Genomic DNA, 17,675 nt, shown 5'->3' with positions numbered 1-17,675 from the left:
GATCAGCCCCCCATCTCGATATGAGTGTTGCCGAACTCGTCGATGGTGACGAAATTGCCTGGATGAATGACTATGGTCGTGCCGGGATCCTCGATCACCGCCGGCCCCGAAAACTGCATGCCCGGCTCCAGCTTCTCGGCGTCATAGATGGTGGCGAGATGGACACCCTCGGTGGCGTAGTCGACCTCGCGCCGGCCCTTCACCGCATCCTCCAGCCGCACGCCGGTCTTCGGCAGCGCCACGATCTCCAGCTTGCCGACCTCGGCCGAGGCAATGAGATGCAGCCCGACGATTTCGACGGATGCCGGCAGGCGATAGGTGTATTCGCGCTCATAGATCGCGTGGAAGGCATCGATCATGCCGGCCATCGCGGCCGCATCCACGGCACCCGCCGCGATCGGCACTTCGACGGAGTGTTCCTGGTTCTGGTAGCGGCACTTCACCAGCGCATCGAAGCGGATGCTGGCGGCCGCGACGCCCTCGCCTGCGAACTGAGCCGTTGCATGCTCGACCGCGCCGGCGACGAGATCGCCGAGCGCCTCAACATCGTCCTCGCCCATCAGTCGCGTCAGGAAATAGTCGCGGCGGAGGTCCGACATCATCATGCCCCAAGCCGAGAACACCGGCGCGCCGCGTGGCACCACGACCTTCTTGACGCCGAGTTCCTGCCCGAGCGCGACGCCATGCATTGCGCCGCCGCCGCCAAAGACGACCAGCGTGAAATCGCGCGGATCGTGGCCGCGATTGAGCGATACCAGCTTCAGCGCGTTGACCATGTTGGAATTGGCGATGCGGACGATGCCGCGCGCCGCGTCCTGCAGCGAGACGCCCAACGTCTTGGCGATCGGCGTCAGCGCCGCTTCCACCGCCGTCATGTCGGCGATGATCTCGCCGCCGCAGAAATAGTCGCGGTTGATGCGACCGAGCACGAGATTGGCGTCGGTGGTCGTCGCCGCCGTGCCGCCGCGGCCATAGGCGGCGGGACCCGGCGAGGCGCCGGCCGATTGCGGACCGACATGCAGCTTGCCGAACGCATCGACGCGTGCGATCGACCCGCCGCCATTGCCGATTTCGACGAGATCGACCACCGGAACCATGATCGGATAGCCGGCCGATTTCCGGCTGCGCTCGATCCAGTAATCCGTCTTGATCCGAACCTGGCCGTTCTCGATCAGTGAACACTTTGCCGTCGTGCCGCCGATGTCGAGCGCCAGGATGTTGGGTTCGCCGATGATGCGGCCGAGTTCCGCCGCGCCCCAGAAGCCGGAGGCCGGGCCGGATTCGACCATGGTGATCGGGATCGCCTTGGTCGAGGCCAGCGAATCGACACCACAATTCGACTGCATGATATAGAGGCGGCCGCGATAGCCCTTCGACAGAAGGCCCTCTTCGATCCGGCTCAGATAACGCTCGGCCACCGGCTGGACATAGGCCGAGAGCACCGTGGTGTTCGAGCGCTCATATTCACGCCATTCGCGGGTGATCTGGTGCGATGCGACCACGGAGACTTCCGGCCAGAGCCGCTTGATCTCCGCCGCGACCGCCTGCTCGTGGCGCGGATCGGCATAGGCATGCAGCAAGCAGACCGCGACCGCCTGGACGCCCTCGGCGCGAAAATCCGCGAGAATTTCCGGCAGCCCGGAGAGGTCGAGCGGCGCAGCCTCGCGGCCGCGATAGGAAATGCGACCTGGCACTTCACGGCGCAGATGTCGCGGCACGAAAGGCGCCGGCTTCTCATACATCAGGTTGAAAAAGTCCGGCCGGTTGCCGCGCGCAATCTCCAGCACGTCGCGGAAACCCTCGGTCGTGATCAGAGCCGTCTTCGCGCCCTTGCGCTCGGTCAGCGCGTTGATAACCACCGTGGTGCCATGGGCGAAGAAATCGACCTCGCGGATATCGACCTCACCCTTGGCGAGCACGTTGAGAACGCCGGCCTCGAAGTTCGGCGGCGTAGTATCGGATTTGGCGGTACGGATGGTCTGCTTGCCGGTCGCCCGATCGGTCTCGAAATAGACGAGGTCGGTGAAAGTACCCCCGACATCCGTCGCCACGCGCAAGGTCGTCTCGCCCATCGTCCCATTCCGTTTCATCGAATTCGTCGCGCGGCCGCCTCGGCCAGAAAGGCAATCGCCGCGAAGGGGCGCAGTTTCATCGCTTCGGCGACGCGCTCCGCTGTGTAATGACCGGCGACATCAAGCAGGTTCAGCGTGCCGAGCACCCGGTCCGCGACCACCACCGGAATGTTGCAGCCCGATTCACAGCCAAGCGACTGGATCAGCGGCCAATCCGGAAAGACGGCCGCCACCTCCTCGATGGTCAGCGAAGCAAAGGGCCGTCGCTGCTCCAGTACCGTCTGCGACCAGATCCCGATCGAGATCGGCTTGAAACCGCCTGTCGGATAGGCCGCCTCGTTGCCGGAATAGCTGCGCCGACCCATGCCGCTCGCCGCATCGAAGGTCATGGCCGTGAAGAGCCGGGTGCCGACGGTCTCGCACGCGATCCGCTCCAATTCGCGGAACATCGCGGCCGGCTGCTCCGGCTCCGCTGCGGCCGCCAGGAACACATCCCAATATTCGCAGATGTCTCGAGCCATCGGAAACTCCCTGTCCGAGGCGCAAGCTACATTGTGTCCAGATTGTCGACAAGCCTAGTTTCAAGCTTAGGCGTGGTCACGAATTGGGCATGTGCGAAAAAGGTAGCTTCGGCGGGTGCCAAGTTCGCACCAGCGCGACGACCGCGGACGGCGGCAATCGAGCTTCGCTTGCCGCAATGCCTTGGGCAGGGCGCCCTATCCGCGCCCCAGCGATGCCAATGTCGCAACGACCAGTCGTGTGCCGCCATCGGCCAGCAGAGAAACGGCGATCGCGGTCAGGAGGATGCCGGCGATGCGCGACAGGATCATGCGCGCCTGCGGCGAGACCCGGCGATGGAGATGGCCGGCCGCATAGAGTGTCCCGGCCGCCAGCGCGGCGTAGCCAAGGCCGGCGACCGAGAAGGCGACATGATCGGCGAGGCTGCGCGAATTGGACGAGAACGCTACGATGATGCCGAAGCTAGTGCCACCGACGGTCAACGGAAAGGTCAGCGGCGTGAACAGAATCTTGCGCCAGTTCTCCGTCTCCCCGGCGCCCTCCCCGTCCCCAGACCGGGCCGCATTCTGCTCCGGCGCGATTTCGTCGGTGCCTTGCATCATTGGTATGCCGGCATAGAGCAGCGCGATGCCGCCAGTCATGGCGAGCGCCGCCGTCGAGATCCCCAGGAGGTTGAGCAGCGGCTCGCCGATCCAGACCGAGCCGAGCGCGAAGATCGCGACATTGATGAACAGGCCGACGACCAGCCGCATCTGGTCGCGGGCGCTATAGCGCCCCACCACCGGCATATAGGCCGACAGCGCCGCCAGCGGGCTGAACAGCGCCAACAGGGCGAGGAACATCAGGACGGGATAGGTATTCGACATCGTCGGCTCCTCCGGGAGGCCCGGTATCGCTTCACCATGACATGGCTTGTGTGTAGAAATCCAAACTGCGGCGATCGGGCCGCGGCCCGCCGGTAGTCCGCATGAATTTCGAACTCGAAGCCCGACTGCCGCAGACGACGAAGCCGTGGCGGACGATCGTCCTTGTCATGGCCATGATTGCGACACTTACGGGCTGCGCCTCCCGGCCGGAGGGGCTGCTGGTGCCGATCGCAACGCCAGCGGCGGATGCGTCGAAGGTCGACATGCTGGTCGCCACGACTCGCGCGCCCGACGCGAAGGGCAAGGACTTCTTCAACGGCGAACGGGGAGACTCGCTTTCGCTCGCCAATGTCGTCGTCTCGATCCCGCCGGTCCATGTGAAGGGCAATGTCGAATGGCCGCCCCGTGCACCGGGCGATCCCGAGCGATATTTCACGACGACGGCCATGGATACGCTGGCGCCGTCGGGCGCGCGCCAATGGTTCAAGGACCACAAGACCCGCTCACGCCGCGTGCTGATCTTCGTGCACGGCTTCAACACGCCCTTTGATGCGTCCGTGTTCCGCTTCGCGCAGATCGTCCATGATTCCGGCTCGAACGTCGCACCGATCCTGTTCTCCTGGCCCTCTCGCGGTAGCGTGCTCGCCTATAATTACGATCGCGAGAGCGCCAATTTCTCGCGCAGTGACCTCGCCAGCATGATCGAGGCGGCCGCATCGAGCCCGGACGTCTCCGATGTCACCATCATGGCCCATTCAATGGGGAGCTGGGTCGCCGTCGAGGCGCTGCGCGACATCGCCCTGAAACGGGGTCGCGTTCCGGCCAAGGTCAGCAATCTGATCCTCGCCTCCCCTGACCTCGATATCGACGTCTTCCGCAAGCAGGTCCGCGAAATCGGGCCGAAGCGGCCTCACATCACCGTCTTCATCTCCACCAACGATCGGGCACTTCGCGTGTCGCGCCTGATCTCGGGTCAGGTGACGCGCGTCGGCGCCGTCGACCTGTCGCAGGAACAATATCTGACTCAGTTGCAGCAGGCCGACAACATCACCGTGCTCGACCTCTCTGCGCTGCAGGATGGCGACCGTCTCAACCACAGCCAGTTCGCGACCAGCCCGGAAGTCGTGCAGTTGCTCGGCGAAGGGCTGATCGATGGCAACACACTCGACGCGACGCCCCGCATCGGCGGCGGCGACCAGCTCGCTGCCGGCGCCGTCGGCACAGGCCAGGTAATCGGGTCGGTACTATCGGCGCCGGTCCTGATTTTCCAGGGCGGGGGAAGGAACTGAGGCGCAGCAGCAGCGGCGATCCCGGTCTTCAGCCGTTCTGCCTCGGTATCGAGATCATGGCTCGCCTGCAGGTTCAGCCAGAATTCAGGTGCGGTTAAGAAGGCCTTGGCGAGCCGAAGTGCATCTCCGGAAGACGAATGGCCTTCATTCCGTAACCGTCCTTTCCGTCACCCCCGACCGGTCGCCCAGCCAGTCCTCGACATAGAACCGGATCGCCGCGATCCTTGCGATCGCCATCAGTGGCATGCCGAGCGCGATGCCGAGCGTACCGAACAGCGCGCCGAGCAGGACGATACCGATCAGAGTCCAGGCCGGTGGGATGTTGGCGGCGGAGCGCTGGATCAGCGGACCGACAATATAGCCCTCGATCGTCTGGATCACCGTGTAGATGCCGACGGCCCAGAGCAGCATTGGCAGGCCGAGCGGCATGGCGACGAGGCCGATCGGGATGCCGGCGATGATCGGCCCGAGATAGGGAATGAAATTGAGCAGGCCCGCCTGCAGCCCGAGGACGGCAGCACCGGGAAGGCCGAGCAGCGTCAGCGCGATCCAGACCGCAACTCCCATCAGAACCATGCGCACCGCCTGCGCCACGAGCCAGAGGCGCAGCGCGCGACCCATCTCGTCCATGACCGAACGCACGCGCTCGCGCCGCGCCAGGGGCACGAAGACGACGATGCTTTCGCGATACGTCTTCGGGTCGAAGGCGAGCAGCAGGCCGACGAACAGGATGATGATGGCGCTGGCCAGCGCGCTCGTCGCGGTGCCGACGGCGAATTGAGCATGGCCGAAAAGCTGGCTGTGCTCGGGAATCAGGCTCGACAGCGTCGGCGGCGCATCGGTGCCGAGAAAATCGATGCCATAGGCGAGGAGCCGCTGCTGCAGATAAGCGAGTTGCTGCTCCATGATGACGATCAGGCTGCGCACCTGTGCCGGCAGGCCGAGCGCGCCGCGCAGGATGCCCCAGAACGACAGTACCGTCAGGACGGCGATGACGATCGACAGGCGCCAGACCCGGGCGATCGGCAGGATGGGCCGCAGCGCCCGCGTGCAGGCGTCGAGAAAGGCGGCGAAGAGGACGCCGGCGAACAGCACTAGCAAGCTGGACGCGGTCCAGCCGATCAGGGCGAGCCCGATCGCCACCGCGATCAGCGCCAGCGCCAGGGCGAAGGCGCGCCGCCAGCCGGCCCAGTCCGCGGGCTCGGCGGATACGGTCGCCGGCAGATCGTCGGTCATCGGATGGATCCTGTTCCGCGGCCACAACGAAGGCCGGCAATGCCGGCCTTCCAGATTATCTCTCGCATGCCGGCGCGGCGGCAGCCAGTCTACCGACTCAGGCCGGTGACGCCGCTGCGGGCGTTTCGGGCGGCGGCGATGGCTGAGCGGTCGCGATGCCGTTCTCGCCTTCCTTGACGCCGAAGAACACGACATAGAGCGACGGCAGGTAGACCAGCGTCAGGATCGTGGCGACGAGCAGGCCGCCCATGATCGCGATCGCCATCGGGCCCCAGAAGATCGTGCCGGCGATCGGGATCATGCCGAGAACCGTCGAAATGGCGGTCAGCATGATCGGCCGGAAGCGCGACACCGTCGCCTCGACGATCGCGTCCCAGGGTGCCAGGCCGCGCCGCCGCTCCGTCTCGATCTGCTCGATCAGAATGACGGCATTCTTGGCGATGAGGCCGAGCAGCGACAGAATACCGAGGATCGCGACGAAGCCGAGCGGGCGATTGAACAGGAACAGCGCCCCGACCACGCCGATCAGTCCCATGGGCACGACGGCAAGCACCAGCGCCAAGCGGCTGAAGCTCTGCAATTGCGCCATCAGGATCGAGACCATCAGGAAGATCATGAACGGCACGACGGCGAGCACCGAGGCCTGCGACGAAGCGCTCTCCTCGACCACGCCGCCAACGACGACATGATAGCCGGATGGCAGCGACGCGTTCAGCTTCGCCACCGCCGGCGCCAGCCCCTCGACCACGGCCTCGGGCGAGCCGCCGGGCGCCACATCGGCCTGGACGGTCAGAGTCGGCACGCGGTCGCGCCGCCAGATCAGCGGATATTCCTGGCCGAAATCGAAGCTCGCGACCTGGCTGAGCGGCACGGTGCGCCCGCTGGCCAGCGGCACCTGCAGCGTACGGAGATTGGCGAGCGACACGCGTTGCTCGTCATTGGCCCTCGCCACGACGTCGACCAGGTAGATATCGTCACGAACCTGCGTCACTGTCGTGCCGGTGACGACCGAATTCAGCACCGCCGCCAGCGTCGCCGAAGAAAGCCCGAGCAGCCGCGCCTGATCCTGGTCGATCTTGACGCGCACCATGCGCGAGGGCTCCATCCAGTCGAAATTGACCCGGAGCGCGTCGCGGTCCGTGGCGAGGATCTGGGCCAGGTCGAGCGAGATGTCGCGGACGCGATTAATATCGGGGCCGCTGACACGATACTGCACCGGCCAGCCGACCGGCGGCCCAAGCTCCAGCGGCGCGACGCGCGAAATCGACTCGGGGAAGTCCTCCGCCAGCAGCTTCTCGAGCTTGTCCTGCAGGCGGATGCGGGCGTCGACATCCTTAGCGATGACGACCGACTGCGCGAAGAACTCGTTCGGCAATTCGACATTGAGCGGCAGGTAGAAGCGGATCGCGCCGCGTCCGACATAGGTGCTCCATTGCGCGGCGTCAGGATCCTTGGCGAGGATCGTGTCGAGCTTGGCCGACACATCGCCGGTCGCATAGATCGAGGCGTTCTGCTTCAGCCGCAGATCGACCAGCAGTTCGGGGCGGTCGGATGCCGGGAAGAACTGGCGCGGCACCAGCGGCAGAACCAGCAGCGCGGCAACGAAGGCCGCGACCGTCGCGCCGATGGTGATCCAGCGCATCCGCATCGCCGTGACGAGAATGGAGCGGAAGGTCGAGAGGATGAAGCTCGGCTTCGCATCCGCCTTCTTCGGCTCCTTCGGTGCCTTCAACAGCGCGGCGCTGACCAGCGGCGAGAACAGCACGGCGCCGAGCCACGACACGACCAGCGCAATGGCAACCACCGCGAAGATGGAGAAGGTGTATTCGCCGGCAGAACTCTGGGCGAATCCGATCGGCACGAAGCCCGCGGCCGTGACCAGCGTTCCGGTCAGCATGGGCAGCGCCAGCGTTCGGAACGTCTCGGACGCCGCCTTCTCCTTGCTCTCGCCATTGGCGAGCCTCGACGTCATCGAATCGACCATAGTCATGGCGTCGTCGACGAGCAGCGACAGCGCGATGATCAGCGCGCCGAGCGAAATGCGCTGCAGATCGATGCCCTTGATCTGCATCACCACGAAAACCATGGCGAGCGACAGCGGGATCGCGAGCGCCACCACGGTTCCCGCGCGCACGCCGAGGCTGACGAAGCTGACAACGCCGATAATGGCGATCGCCTGCCATAGCGAGGTGGTGAAATCGCCGATCGCGTCATTCACCACGACGGCCTGGTCTGCCACGATGCTGGGCTCGATGCCGATCGGCAGATTGTCGGTAATCTCCGCCATCGCCTTACGGACATTGGTGCCGAGCGCCAGCACATCACCGCCGTCGCGCATCGAGATGCCGAGGCCGATCGCCGGCTTGCCGTTGACACGGAACATGGGCTGCGGCGGGCTGGCGAAGCCGCGATGCACTTCGGCGATGTCGCGCAACCGGATCAACCGGCCATTGGAGACGAAGTTCAGGTTGAGCAGGTCCTGCTCGGAATCGAAGGCCCCGGTGACACGCAGCGCGATCCGCTCGTCGCCGGTTTCCAGCACGCCGGAGGGGCTGACGACGTTCTGCGCCCTGAGCGCGGCAAGTAGCGCCTGCCGGTCGATGCCAAGACCGGCGAGCTGCTGCGTCGAGAACTCGACATAGATCTTCTCGTCCTGCGCGCCGATGATCTCGATCTTGGAGACGTCCGGCACATGGAGCAGCTTCGAGCGCGCGTCCTCGACATAGTCGCGGAGTTCGCGATGCGTGAAGCCGTCGGCGGTGAAGCCGTAGATGATACCGTAAGTATCGCCGAAATCATCGTTGAAGAACGGTCCGACCACGCCTTGCGGCAGCGTGAAGCGGATGTCGCCGATGCCCTTACGAACCTCGTACCAGATGTCCGGCGTCTCCTTGGAAGTGATCTCGTCCTTCAAGGTGACGAACAAAGTCGTCTCGCCGGCGCTCGTCTGGCTACGGACATTGTCGACCTCGGGGATCTCCTGGATCTTGCGTTCCAGCCGTTCGGTCAATTGCGACAGCGTGTCGTCGATATTTGCGCCCGGCCAGACCGCATGCACGATCATCGTCTTGATCGTGATCGCCGGGTCTTCGTTACGGCCGAGATTGACGAAGGCCGCCGTACCGGCGACCACAAAGGCGATCATCCAGTAGATGATGAACGAGCGATGCTTGAGAGCCCATTCGGAGAGATTGAGGCCGCTCATGAATTGCCACCGACAAGGCGAACCTTCTGGCCGGGATGCAGCGCCTGCACGCCGGCGGTGACGACGATCTCGCCGATGTCGAGGCCGCTCGATATCACCACGACCGCGGGGTCGTGGCGCAGGATCTCGACATTGCGCAGCGCCACCGTCTCCGCCACCGGATCGACCACCCAGACGGCCGGCCGATCATTGGCCGTCGTCAGCGCCGTCGCCGGCAAGGCCATGACCGGGCCGCTGTCGAGCTTCAGCGTGCCGGTGACGGTCGATCCGAGCCGCATCGCCGCCGGAGGATGGTTGATGCCGACGCGCACCGGGAAGGTCCGCGTCGCGGCGTCGGCCTGCGGCGCCACTTCGCGAACGCGGCCGATCGCGGTCACCGACGGGTCGTCCGTCAGGCGCAGGGTGATCTCAGAATCGGCGGGAGCGGCGCGGAGCACCTGCGCCGGCACGTCGAAGACGGCATCGCGGCCGTCCTGCCGCGCGAGCTGCACGACCATCTGGCCGGCCTGAACGACTTCGCCCGGCTCGGCGCCGCGCGCCGTGATCGTGCCGTCGACATCCGCCTTGAGCTCGGTGAAGCTGACGCGGTCCTCGGCGATGCGCAACTGTGCCTCGGCATCGTCCAGCTGAGATTGGGCAGAACGCATCGCCTGCAGCGCCTGGTCATGATTGGCGCGCGTGGTGAAGCCATTGCCGAGCAGGTGATCCTGCCGGTCGAAGGCGTTGCTCGTCGTAACGAGCTGCCCCTCGGCAGCGACGACTGCAGCCTGCGCCGAGCGCAGCGCGTTGAGCTCGTTGACCGGATCGAGCTTGGCCAGCACCTGGCCGGCCGTCACCTGATCGCCTACATTGACCGGCCGCTCGATGATCCGCCCCGAAATGCGGAACGCCATGCTGGCTTCGTTCTGCGCCTGGACATTGCCGGTGAGGACGACGGTTTCGCCCAGATTGTCGCGGGAGGCCGTCACGGTGCGCACCGGCCTTGCATCGGGCGCGGGCGCTTCGGCTTCGCGCTGGCACGCCGCAAGCAGGGGCAGGATCGCCGCGAGCGTTAGGATCGTTCCACGTCCTACGCGCAACGCTCGCGTCGGGGACTTCTTCGCGCTCTGGTTCAATTCCATCGTCCGATCCTGAAACGGTGCATCCCGACACGTGCCTCGCTGTCTATTGTCACGACGGGTACGTCATGGGAATGGCGACTCTCGTCTTGCATTCGGACCCCGATAAACCTGCCCGGATTCGATATCGGAGGGCGATTCAACAATGCAAACAGTCGTTTCCCGCAATGCGCCATCTTTTGCAGGCCGCATGCTATCGCCTTGGACCTCAAATGTGATGAGCATGGCGTCTCACCTCTGTGCACGAAGTCTCAATCCAGTGTGAGCCCGCGGCGGCGCTTGTCAACGTCGTCGATATCGATAAACCCTAGAAGACGGTTCCGACATCGATCTTGCGAAGTCGAGGCCTATGCTTGGCTTGCGCGGATCGGCGGATGGTCGATTCGCTGACGACACAGCAATGACCGGCCCCAAGCGGGACATATTCTCGCGCGGGCCGCAGCCATGGACTGGTATCCACTCATGACGACGGGCAATGGCATGATGGGTCCGAGGGCGGCGACCGACCGGCACGAGATGGGGGCCGCGCGGCGCAATCCAGGCTCGTCGGTCTCGGTGAGGCGATCGGCATGAACGCGGGCCCGATGACTGCCTGGCGCGTGCCCTGGGCGCGGGCCTTTGCCCTTCTGCTCATCTGGATCATCCTGACGCGCGGCAGCCTCAAAGATTTGCCGGTCGGCCTTATCGCCGTCGCCGTGGCGGCCTTTGTCAGCGTCCGCATCCGTCCAACCAGCCAGGTCACCCTCCGCCTCATCCCGACACTTACCTACGTCGGCATCTTCCTGCGCCAATCCGTCGTCGCCGGTTTCGACGTCGCGCGCCGGGCCTTCGATCCGAAGCTGCCATTGAAGACGGGTTTCATCGAATTTTCCCCTTCCTTGCCGGCAGGCATGGAAAGAACGCTCTTCGCCGATCTGTCGAGCATGGCGCCGGGGACGCTACCGGTGGAGGAGCGCCCTGATGGGACGCTGCTCGTCCATTGTCTCGATACCGACACGGATGTCGCGGCACAATTGGCGGCCGATGAGGGCCGCCTCGCCGCCGCGCTTGGCAGGGAGATCGACCGTGGCTGATTTCCTGACCGCCTTCCTGATGCTCGCCGCCTGCGGGGTGTTGGCGCTGGTCGTTATCGGTATGGTTCGAATCCTGCGCGGCCCCTCGCGCGCCGACCGGCTGATGGCAGCGCAACTGCTCGGCAGCGGCAGCGTCGCGATCATCCTGCTGCTCGCCTTTGCCGGCGGGCGCTCGGCCTTCGTCGATATCGCGCTGACGCTGGCGCTGCTGGCGGCCTTCGCCTCGGTCGCTTTCTCGCTGAATGCGCTGGGCGGGGGAAGCGGGGCCGGCGAACCATGAGCCTGATCCTCGATCTCTTCACCATTGTCTGCGTCGCGATCGGCCTCATCTTCTTCGCGGCAGGGACCACCGGATTGCTGCGCTTCCCCGACGCGCTGACGCGGTTGCACGCCCTCACCAAGGCCGACAATCTCGGCCTCGGCTTCGTCGTGCTCGGGCTGCTGCCGCAGACGGGAAGCCTCTTCGACGCGCTGAAGCTGGTGCTGGTCTGGATGCTCGTGCAGTTCGCCGGCGCGACCGGCGCGCAGCTGGTCGCCATGGTTCTGCGCAAGGAAGGGGGCGGCAAGTGATCCTCGCCCTGCTGTTCGACACGCTGCTCGCCGTCGCCATGATCGTCGTCGCCGTCTGGATGATCTCGGTGAAGAACGCCTTCGCCGCGATCATCGACTTCATGGTGTTCGGCCTGCTGCTCGCGCTCGCCTGGCTGCGGATCGAAGCGCCCGATGTCGGGCTCACCGAGATCGCCATCGGCAGCGGCGCGACCGGCGTCATCCTGCTGCGCGCCCGGGGCCTCGCCCGCGACCGCGACGAGATGAGCGCGACCCCGTCGATCGGCTTCAAGATCCTCGTCGGCGCCCTCTGCGGCGGCGTAACGCTCGGCCTTGCCGCGCTGGTGCTGATGCCACCCGATCCCGCCCCGACGCTTGCCTATGCAGCGGCGGAGAACCTGCATCTGACCGGCGTCGGCAATCCGATCACGGCGGTACTGATGGCCTATCGCGCCTTCGACACCTTCCTGGAGACCGTAGTCGTATTGCTGGCGCTGCTCGGCGTCTGGTCGCTCACGCCTGATCGCTTCTGGGGTGGAAGGCCGGGCCCCGCGCCCGCTGCGAGCGTGCCGGCGCCGCTGACCTTCCTGGCGCAATGGCTGGTGCCGCTGGGCGTGCTCATCGGGATCTACATCTTCTGGATCGGCGCCGACGAGCCCGGCGGCAAATTCCAGGGGGCCACCATCCTCGCCGCCATGTGGGTGCTGCTGATGATGGCCGGCCTCACCGATGCGCCGCCGGTCACCAGTCGAAGGCTGCGCGCCGCCCTCCTCGTCGGCCCCGCCGTCTTCATGGCGGTCGGCATTGCCGGCTTCTGGCTTGCGGGCGATTTCCTCGCCTATCCGCCCGATTTCGCCAAGCCGGTCATCATCGTCATCGAGGCCGCCATGCTGATCTCGGTCGCCGCCGCGCTCGGCATGCTGCTGGCTGGCCCCCCGATGCGGGAGAGCGAGCCATGACCTTCCCGTTCGATACCGCGACGCTCTACGGGCTGGTCGGCGCCCTGCTCATCGGCATCGGCCTCTTCGGCCTGATCGTCGACCCGAAGCCGATCCGCAAGATCCTCGCCTTCAACCTGATCGGTGCGGGCGTCTTCCTGTTCTTCGGCGTGGTGGCGAAGCGCGGCGCGGGCGCCGGCTTCGGCGGCGATCCGATCCCGCAGGCGCTGGTCATCACCGGAATCGTCGTCGCCTTCTCGGCGACGGCGCTCGCCGTGACCCTCGTCCAGCGCCTGTCGCAGGAGGAAGCGGCGGCGAGCGACGCTGACGGGAAGGACCGCCCATGAGCGTCCCGGTCGCCCTGCCCTTCCCCGCCGACACCACCGCCGGCGGCTTCCTGCTGGTCTTAGCCATTCTGGTGCCGATCGCTGGCATCTTGCTGATCTGGTCGCTCGGCTCCCGCCAGACGGAACGCATCGCGCTCGCCACGCTCGCCGTCGGCGCCGCGCTGGCTTTCGCAATCGGCGCCGAACTCCTCGGCACGGCGCGGCCGGTGATCTACCTCGTCGGCGGCTGGAAACCACCGCTCGGCCTCGCGCTGCGCGCCGACGGGCTGTCGGTGGCGCTCATCGTCCTGACCGCCATCATCATCGCTGCCACCGGCCTGTTCGCCAAGGGCCAGTTCGGCTTCGACCCGGCCGGGCCCGAGAAGCGCGGGCCGATGATGTTCTGGACGCTGCTGCTCGGCATCTCGGCGGCGCTCAACCTGATCTTCCTCGGTGACGACCTCTTCAACCTTTTCGTCGCGATCGAACTCGTCACCTTCACCGCCGTGCCGCTCGTCTGCCTCGACGGCCGCACCGAGACGATGCGGGCCGCGCTGCGCTACCTGCTCTTCGCGCTGCTCGGCTCGGTGATGTATCTGCTCGGCACCGCGCTGATCTATTCGCTCTATGGCACGCTCGACATCGTGCTCCTGAAGCAAGTCGTGCAGCCGACGCCGCTGCTCTTCATCGCCGTGGCGCTGATGACGGTCGGCCTGCTGGCCAAGACGGCGCTGTTCCCGCTGCATATCTGGCTGCCCGCAGCCCATGCCGGCGCGCCGGCCGCGGCCAGCGCCGTGCTCTCGGCCCTCGTCGTCAAGGGCTCGTTCTTCATCATCCTGCGCCTCTGGTTCGATGTGCTGCCGGACGGCGTCAGCCAATTCGGCACGCAGATCCTCGGCGGGCTCGGCGCGCTCGCGATCCTCTTCGGCAGCGTCATCGCCCTTCGCCAGGCGCGGCTGAAGCTGCTCATCGCCTATTCGACCGTGGCGCAGATCGGCTATCTTTTCCTCGTCTTCCCGCTCGCGACGGGAACCGGCGCCAGCGAGCCCTGGGCCTCGATCGCCTGGACCGGCGGCGTGCTGCAACTCGCCTCGCATGCCTTTGCCAAGGCGGCGATGTTCATGGCGGCCGGCCTCGTCTATGACGCGCTCGGCCATGACCGCATCAGCGGCCTTGCCGGGGCCGCGCGCATCATCCCGCTCACCTTCCTCGCTTTCGGCCTCGGCGGCATGTCGCTGATGGGCCTGCCGCCGAGCGGCGGTTTCTCGGCCAAATGGCTGATGCTGAACTCCGCAGTCGGCGAAGGTCAGTGGTGGTGGGCGCTCATCATCCTGATCGGTGGGCTGCTCGCGGCGGGCTATGTCTTCCGCGTGCTGGTCCCCGCCGCCGCCCGTCCGCGGATACAGATTAAGGCCAAGGGACCGGTCTCGCGCTGCCGCGAGCTGGTGGCGCTGACATTGGCCGTCATCGCGCTCGCCATCGGTTTCATCCCGCTGGAGCCGTCCGCCATGCTTCAGATTGGACGCGGCGTGGAAGCCGGAGTGCTGGCGCCATGATCGAGCCAACGACCACGGGAACCGGCCTGCTCCTGGCGCTCACCATCGCCTTTCCGCTGATCCTCGCCGTCAGCCTCGCCTGGCGCGGCGCGCGGGACAATCTGCCCTTCCTTATCGCCGCCGCGCCGGTGCCGGCGCTTCTGGTCGCGATCGCAGGCGGCGAGGCGCGCTTCGCCATGCCGGGGCCGTTCCGCCTGACGCTGGCGCTCGATAGTCCCGGCGCCATGCTGCTCGGCGCCGCCGCCATCCTCTGGATTGCCGCCGGCCTCTATGCGCCATCCTATTGGCAGGGCGGTTCGAAGCTGCCGCGCGCCGCGCTCTGGTGGCTGCTGACGCTCACGGGCAGCCTCGGCGTTTTCGCGGCCGATGACCTCGTCAGCTTCTACCTGCTCTTCTCGCTGGTCAGCCTCGCCGCGTATGGGCTCGTCGTGCTGGACGGCAATTCCTCCGTCCGCCGCGCCGGCAAGATCTATGTCGCCTTCGCCGTGCTGGGGGAGGCCTTCCTGCTGATGGCGTTCGTATTGCTGGCAAGCGCCGAGCCGAGCGGCAGCCTCGCCATTTCCGATGTCGTCTCCGCCCTGCCCTGGTCGCCCTGGCGCGACTGGACCATCGCGCTCCTGATCCTCGGCTTCGGCACCAAGATGGCGCAGCTGCCGCTGCATGTCTGGATGCCGCTTTCCTATCGCGCGACGCCGATCCCGGCCGTGGCGGCGCTTTCCGGCGCGGCGGTGAAGGCGGGCGTGATCGGCCTCATCCGCTTCCTCCCCTTCGACATGGGCTCCGTGCCCTGGGGCGAGGCGCTCACGGTCCTCGGCTTCGCGACGGCGTTCTACGGCGTCGCCATCGGCATCACCCAGACCCATCCCAAGGTGATCCTCGCCTATTCCAGCATCAGCCAGATGGGCGTGATCGCGGCGGTGCTGGGCATGGGCCTCGCGGCCAGCCGCGCCTCGGTCCCGACCGAGGTCGCGTTCTATGCGGTCGGCCATCTGCTGGCCAAGGGAGCGCTGTTCCTGCTGGTCGGCGTCGTTGCCGCCACCGGGCGCTGGCGCCTGACGCCGATCCTCGTTCCGGCCGCGATCGTCGCGCTCGGCATTGCCGGCCTGCCGCTCACCGGCGGCGGCCTCGCCAAGATCGCGGTCAAGGACATGCTCGGCTACGGCCTCGCCGGCACGCTCGGCAAGCTGTCGGCCGTCGCGAGTGCGTTGCTGATGATCCACTTCCTGCGCCAGCTGACCGCCATGGCCCCACCCGGCGACGAGCCGGCCCCGCTCCGCCTTCGCATCATTGGCTGGGCAATCGCCGCGGCTTCGATCCTCGTGCCTTGGATCCTGTTTCCTGCCACAGGCTATGGCCTCGGTGACGTCGTCTCGCCCAGCGCCCTTTTCGACGGGCTCTGGCCGATCGCCTTGGGCGGCGTCATGGCGCTCGCTCTCCGGCGCTGGGGTGGCCGTCTGCCGGCGATCCCACCAGGCGACATCCTGATCCCGGCACGCCGCCTCGGCCCCCTCGCCATGGCGGTATCGGCCGGCATGGAGCGGACCGAGGCCCGGCTGCGCGAATGGCCGGTCGCGGGCGCGATCTTTCTGGCGCTGGTGCTGGCCACCAGCCTTGCGATGTATCTCGCCGGAATGCGCTGATGTCAGGTTTGCAGGCGGCTCAGAACGCCCGCGAGATCGGCGCCTTCCGTGACGGGCTGCGTGCGGATCGCCCCGACCGGCGCGCCGATCGCCGCCGAAACGCGGACTTCGCTCGGCGTGATGCCGAACTCGCGGCGAAAGGCACGGCTGAAGGCCGATGCATCGCCGAAGCCGCAGCGCTCGGCGATCTCGACTATGGATCCCTCACGAGCGGGATTGGCCAAGGCGGTGCGAGCCGCGAACAGGCGTTCGCGCTGGATGACGTTCCGGACGCCGCCGAACGGCTCGAACAGCCGATACAGCCCGGAGCGCGAAATGCCGATCGACCGCGCCAGGAATTCCGGCGTCAGGTCCGGCGAAAACAGCGCACCGCGGATGATCCGCTTCGCCCGCTCGGCAAGCGAAAGCGTCAGCACGTCACGGGCCGCATCGATTTCGTCGGCGTTCGAAACGAGGCAGGCCGAGATCATGGCCTCTGTCGCCTGGACGAGCGCCGGGATATCGCCGATCCGGCAATCGCCCACGCGCCGTTCAAGGCTCATGATGTAGTCGGCGAGAAGTTCGATTGGCGCCGAGCGGCCCAGATCCCCCGCAAGGCGCTCGAATCGGACGGAATTCCGGCCATAAGCGTCGCGCGGCATGTAGAGGCTGATGACTTCGCCGTCATTCGCGTTCGCTTCGAAGGACTCTCCCAGCGAGCGTATATGCATCGTCGTCGGCCGCGCCCGCCGACCGGACACTGGATCGTCATACCGGTCGCAGACGAGAACGATGCACCAATGGTCCATGGCGCCGCGACGCAGATGCCGCCAGCTTCGCATATAGCCAGCGGACGGCATGACCGAACGCGTCAAGGCGAAGCGGCCGAGGTCCCAGACGGACTGCTCCGCCGCGAAGCCATCCTGCGTGCCACCGGGAAGCTCCAGCTCGATTGCGGAGGCCATGAACGTCCGCCACGCGTCAAACTGGCTGGCTACCGGCAGGTCACGGGTGGAAAACCGGATGGGTCGCAGAGGCTGTGCCGAATTCGTCGGCATCTCTTCGAAGCCGGGCTTTGTGCTGCCCATTCAAACACCCCGAATGCCATCATCCCGAGCACTGAAACTATCGCGCGCATCGCCATGTTGCAATCCGGTCGCAATACATGGCAGATATTGCAGTGCAACATATCGGGAAGCGGCCCGGCGCGCGACCTTGGCCGGCCCGTGTTTGAGCCGGAGACCAGCACCGGTTCGACCATCGGCCAAGAGGCGGCAAACGGGCGACTTCAAACCGGGATCGACGCGAG

15 protein-coding genes are annotated in these 17,675 nt (G+C 66.3%); 8 read left to right on the top strand and 7 right to left on the bottom strand.

Going from position 1 to position 17,675, the window contains the following annotated elements; translation table 11 throughout:
• Nucleotides 1–2: 2 nt before the first annotated feature.
• From OSH05_RS14265 to OSH05_RS14255, 3 genes are all read right to left on the bottom strand, one after another.
• Nucleotides 3–2,072 (bottom strand): hydantoinase/oxoprolinase family protein, encoded by a 2,070-nt coding sequence (locus OSH05_RS14265; protein ID WP_104219896.1) that lies wholly within the window; start codon nt 2,070–2,072, stop codon nt 3–5.
• Nucleotides 2,073–2,086: 14 nt separating this feature from the next.
• Entirely contained in the window at nt 2,087–2,593 is a 507-nt protein-coding gene (locus OSH05_RS14260) for a GAF domain-containing protein (protein WP_104219897.1), read from the bottom strand.
• A 195-nt stretch (nt 2,594–2,788) separates the two neighbouring features.
• Nucleotides 2,789–3,457 (bottom strand): MarC family protein, encoded by a 669-nt coding sequence (locus tag OSH05_RS14255; RefSeq protein ID WP_104219898.1) that lies wholly within the window; start codon nt 3,455–3,457, stop codon nt 2,789–2,791.
• A 101-nt stretch (nt 3,458–3,558) separates the two neighbouring features.
• On the opposite strand from OSH05_RS14255, the gene OSH05_RS14250 reads away from it, so the two are divergent.
• Complete coding sequence (locus OSH05_RS14250) at nt 3,559–4,746, top strand: alpha/beta hydrolase (RefSeq protein ID WP_266352490.1); 1,188 nt, start codon at nt 3,559–3,561, stop codon at nt 4,744–4,746.
• Nucleotides 4,747–4,890: 144 nt separating this feature from the next.
• Here OSH05_RS14250 and OSH05_RS14245 read toward each other — a convergent pair whose 3' ends face one another.
• The 3 genes from OSH05_RS14245 to OSH05_RS14235 all read right to left on the bottom strand — a co-directional run bounded on the left by OSH05_RS14245 (nt 4,891) and on the right by OSH05_RS14235 (nt 10,308).
• Nucleotides 4,891–5,982: an AI-2E family transporter gene (locus tag OSH05_RS14245; protein ID WP_165801627.1), complete on the bottom strand. Its 1,092-nt coding sequence runs from the start codon at nt 5,980–5,982 to the stop codon at nt 4,891–4,893.
• A 97-nt stretch (nt 5,983–6,079) separates the two neighbouring features.
• Complete coding sequence (locus OSH05_RS14240; protein ID WP_104219900.1) at nt 6,080–9,187, bottom strand: efflux RND transporter permease subunit; 3,108 nt, start codon at nt 9,185–9,187, stop codon at nt 6,080–6,082.
• Entirely contained in the window at nt 9,184–10,308 is a 1,125-nt protein-coding gene (locus OSH05_RS14235) for an efflux RND transporter periplasmic adaptor subunit (protein WP_104219901.1), read from the bottom strand. Before OSH05_RS14235 ends, OSH05_RS14240 begins: the two co-directional genes overlap by 4 nt.
• Nucleotides 10,309–10,874: 566 nt before the next feature.
• Between OSH05_RS14235 and OSH05_RS14230 the strand changes: the two genes are divergently transcribed.
• The 7 genes from OSH05_RS14230 to OSH05_RS14200 are packed head-to-tail and all read left to right on the top strand — an operon-like array spanning nt 10,875 to nt 16,387.
• Entirely contained in the window at nt 10,875–11,378 is a 504-nt protein-coding gene (locus tag OSH05_RS14230; protein WP_104219902.1) for a Na+/H+ antiporter subunit E, read from the top strand.
• Nucleotides 11,371–11,658: a monovalent cation/H+ antiporter complex subunit F gene (locus tag OSH05_RS14225; RefSeq protein ID WP_266352488.1), complete on the top strand. Its 288-nt coding sequence runs from the start codon at nt 11,371–11,373 to the stop codon at nt 11,656–11,658. The genes OSH05_RS14230 and OSH05_RS14225 overlap by 8 nt, the downstream gene beginning before the upstream one ends.
• On the top strand, nt 11,655–11,948 hold the full coding sequence (locus tag OSH05_RS14220) for a monovalent cation/H(+) antiporter subunit G (protein ID WP_104219903.1): 294 nt from the start codon (nt 11,655–11,657) through the stop codon (nt 11,946–11,948). Before OSH05_RS14225 ends, OSH05_RS14220 begins: the two co-directional genes overlap by 4 nt.
• On the top strand, nt 11,945–12,886 hold the full coding sequence (locus OSH05_RS14215) for a hydrogenase subunit MbhD domain-containing protein (protein WP_266352487.1): 942 nt from the start codon (nt 11,945–11,947) through the stop codon (nt 12,884–12,886). Before OSH05_RS14220 ends, OSH05_RS14215 begins: the two co-directional genes overlap by 4 nt.
• Nucleotides 12,883–13,212, top strand: a complete 330-nt coding sequence (locus tag OSH05_RS14210) for a cation:proton antiporter subunit C (RefSeq protein ID WP_104219904.1) — start codon at nt 12,883–12,885, stop codon at nt 13,210–13,212. Before OSH05_RS14215 ends, OSH05_RS14210 begins: the two co-directional genes overlap by 4 nt.
• A complete protein-coding gene (locus OSH05_RS14205) occupies nt 13,209–14,747 on the top strand; it encodes a complex I subunit 5 family protein (RefSeq protein ID WP_165801628.1) in 1,539 nt (512 codons plus the stop codon). Before OSH05_RS14210 ends, OSH05_RS14205 begins: the two co-directional genes overlap by 4 nt.
• Nucleotides 14,744–16,387, top strand: a complete 1,644-nt coding sequence (locus OSH05_RS14200; protein ID WP_104219905.1) for a complex I subunit 5 family protein — start codon at nt 14,744–14,746, stop codon at nt 16,385–16,387. The genes OSH05_RS14205 and OSH05_RS14200 overlap by 4 nt, the downstream gene beginning before the upstream one ends.
• A gap of 2 nt (nt 16,388–16,389) precedes the next feature.
• Here OSH05_RS14200 and OSH05_RS14195 read toward each other — a convergent pair whose 3' ends face one another.
• Complete coding sequence (locus OSH05_RS14195; protein WP_165801629.1) at nt 16,390–17,331, bottom strand: helix-turn-helix domain-containing protein; 942 nt, start codon at nt 17,329–17,331, stop codon at nt 16,390–16,392.
• Nucleotides 17,332–17,675 lie beyond the last annotated feature (344 nt).

This window comes from Kaistia algarum, assembly GCF_026343945.1.
Lineage (GTDB): Bacteria > Pseudomonadota > Alphaproteobacteria > Rhizobiales > Kaistiaceae > Kaistia > Kaistia algarum.
This window is presented reverse-complemented; position numbering and strand designations above follow the sequence as displayed.

Coding starts and splice junctions, on each gene's coding strand:
- OSH05_RS14260 (WP_104219897.1), bottom strand. CDS start 2,593: ATGGCTCGAGACATCTGCGAATATTGGGATGTGTTCCTGGCGGCCGCA.
- OSH05_RS14265 (WP_104219896.1), bottom strand. CDS start 2,072: ATGGGCGAGACGACCTTGCGCGTGGCGACGGATGTCGGGGGTACTTTC.
- OSH05_RS14195 (WP_165801629.1), bottom strand. CDS start 17,331: ATGGCCTCCGCAATCGAGCTGGAGCTTCCCGGTGGCACGCAGGATGGC.
- OSH05_RS14250 (WP_266352490.1), top strand. CDS start 3,559: ATGAATTTCGAACTCGAAGCCCGACTGCCGCAGACGACGAAGCCGTGG.
- OSH05_RS14235 (WP_104219901.1), bottom strand. CDS start 10,308: ATGGAATTGAACCAGAGCGCGAAGAAGTCCCCGACGCGAGCGTTGCGC.
- OSH05_RS14255 (WP_104219898.1), bottom strand. CDS start 3,457: ATGTCGAATACCTATCCCGTCCTGATGTTCCTCGCCCTGTTGGCGCTG.
- OSH05_RS14200 (WP_104219905.1), top strand. CDS start 14,744: ATGATCGAGCCAACGACCACGGGAACCGGCCTGCTCCTGGCGCTCACC.
- OSH05_RS14220 (WP_104219903.1), top strand. CDS start 11,655: ATGAGCCTGATCCTCGATCTCTTCACCATTGTCTGCGTCGCGATCGGC.
- OSH05_RS14205 (WP_165801628.1), top strand. CDS start 13,209: ATGAGCGTCCCGGTCGCCCTGCCCTTCCCCGCCGACACCACCGCCGGC.
- OSH05_RS14240 (WP_104219900.1), bottom strand. CDS start 9,187: ATGAGCGGCCTCAATCTCTCCGAATGGGCTCTCAAGCATCGCTCGTTC.
- OSH05_RS14245 (WP_165801627.1), bottom strand. CDS start 5,982: ATGACCGACGATCTGCCGGCGACCGTATCCGCCGAGCCCGCGGACTGG.
- OSH05_RS14210 (WP_104219904.1), top strand. CDS start 12,883: ATGACCTTCCCGTTCGATACCGCGACGCTCTACGGGCTGGTCGGCGCC.
- OSH05_RS14230 (WP_104219902.1), top strand. CDS start 10,875: ATGAACGCGGGCCCGATGACTGCCTGGCGCGTGCCCTGGGCGCGGGCC.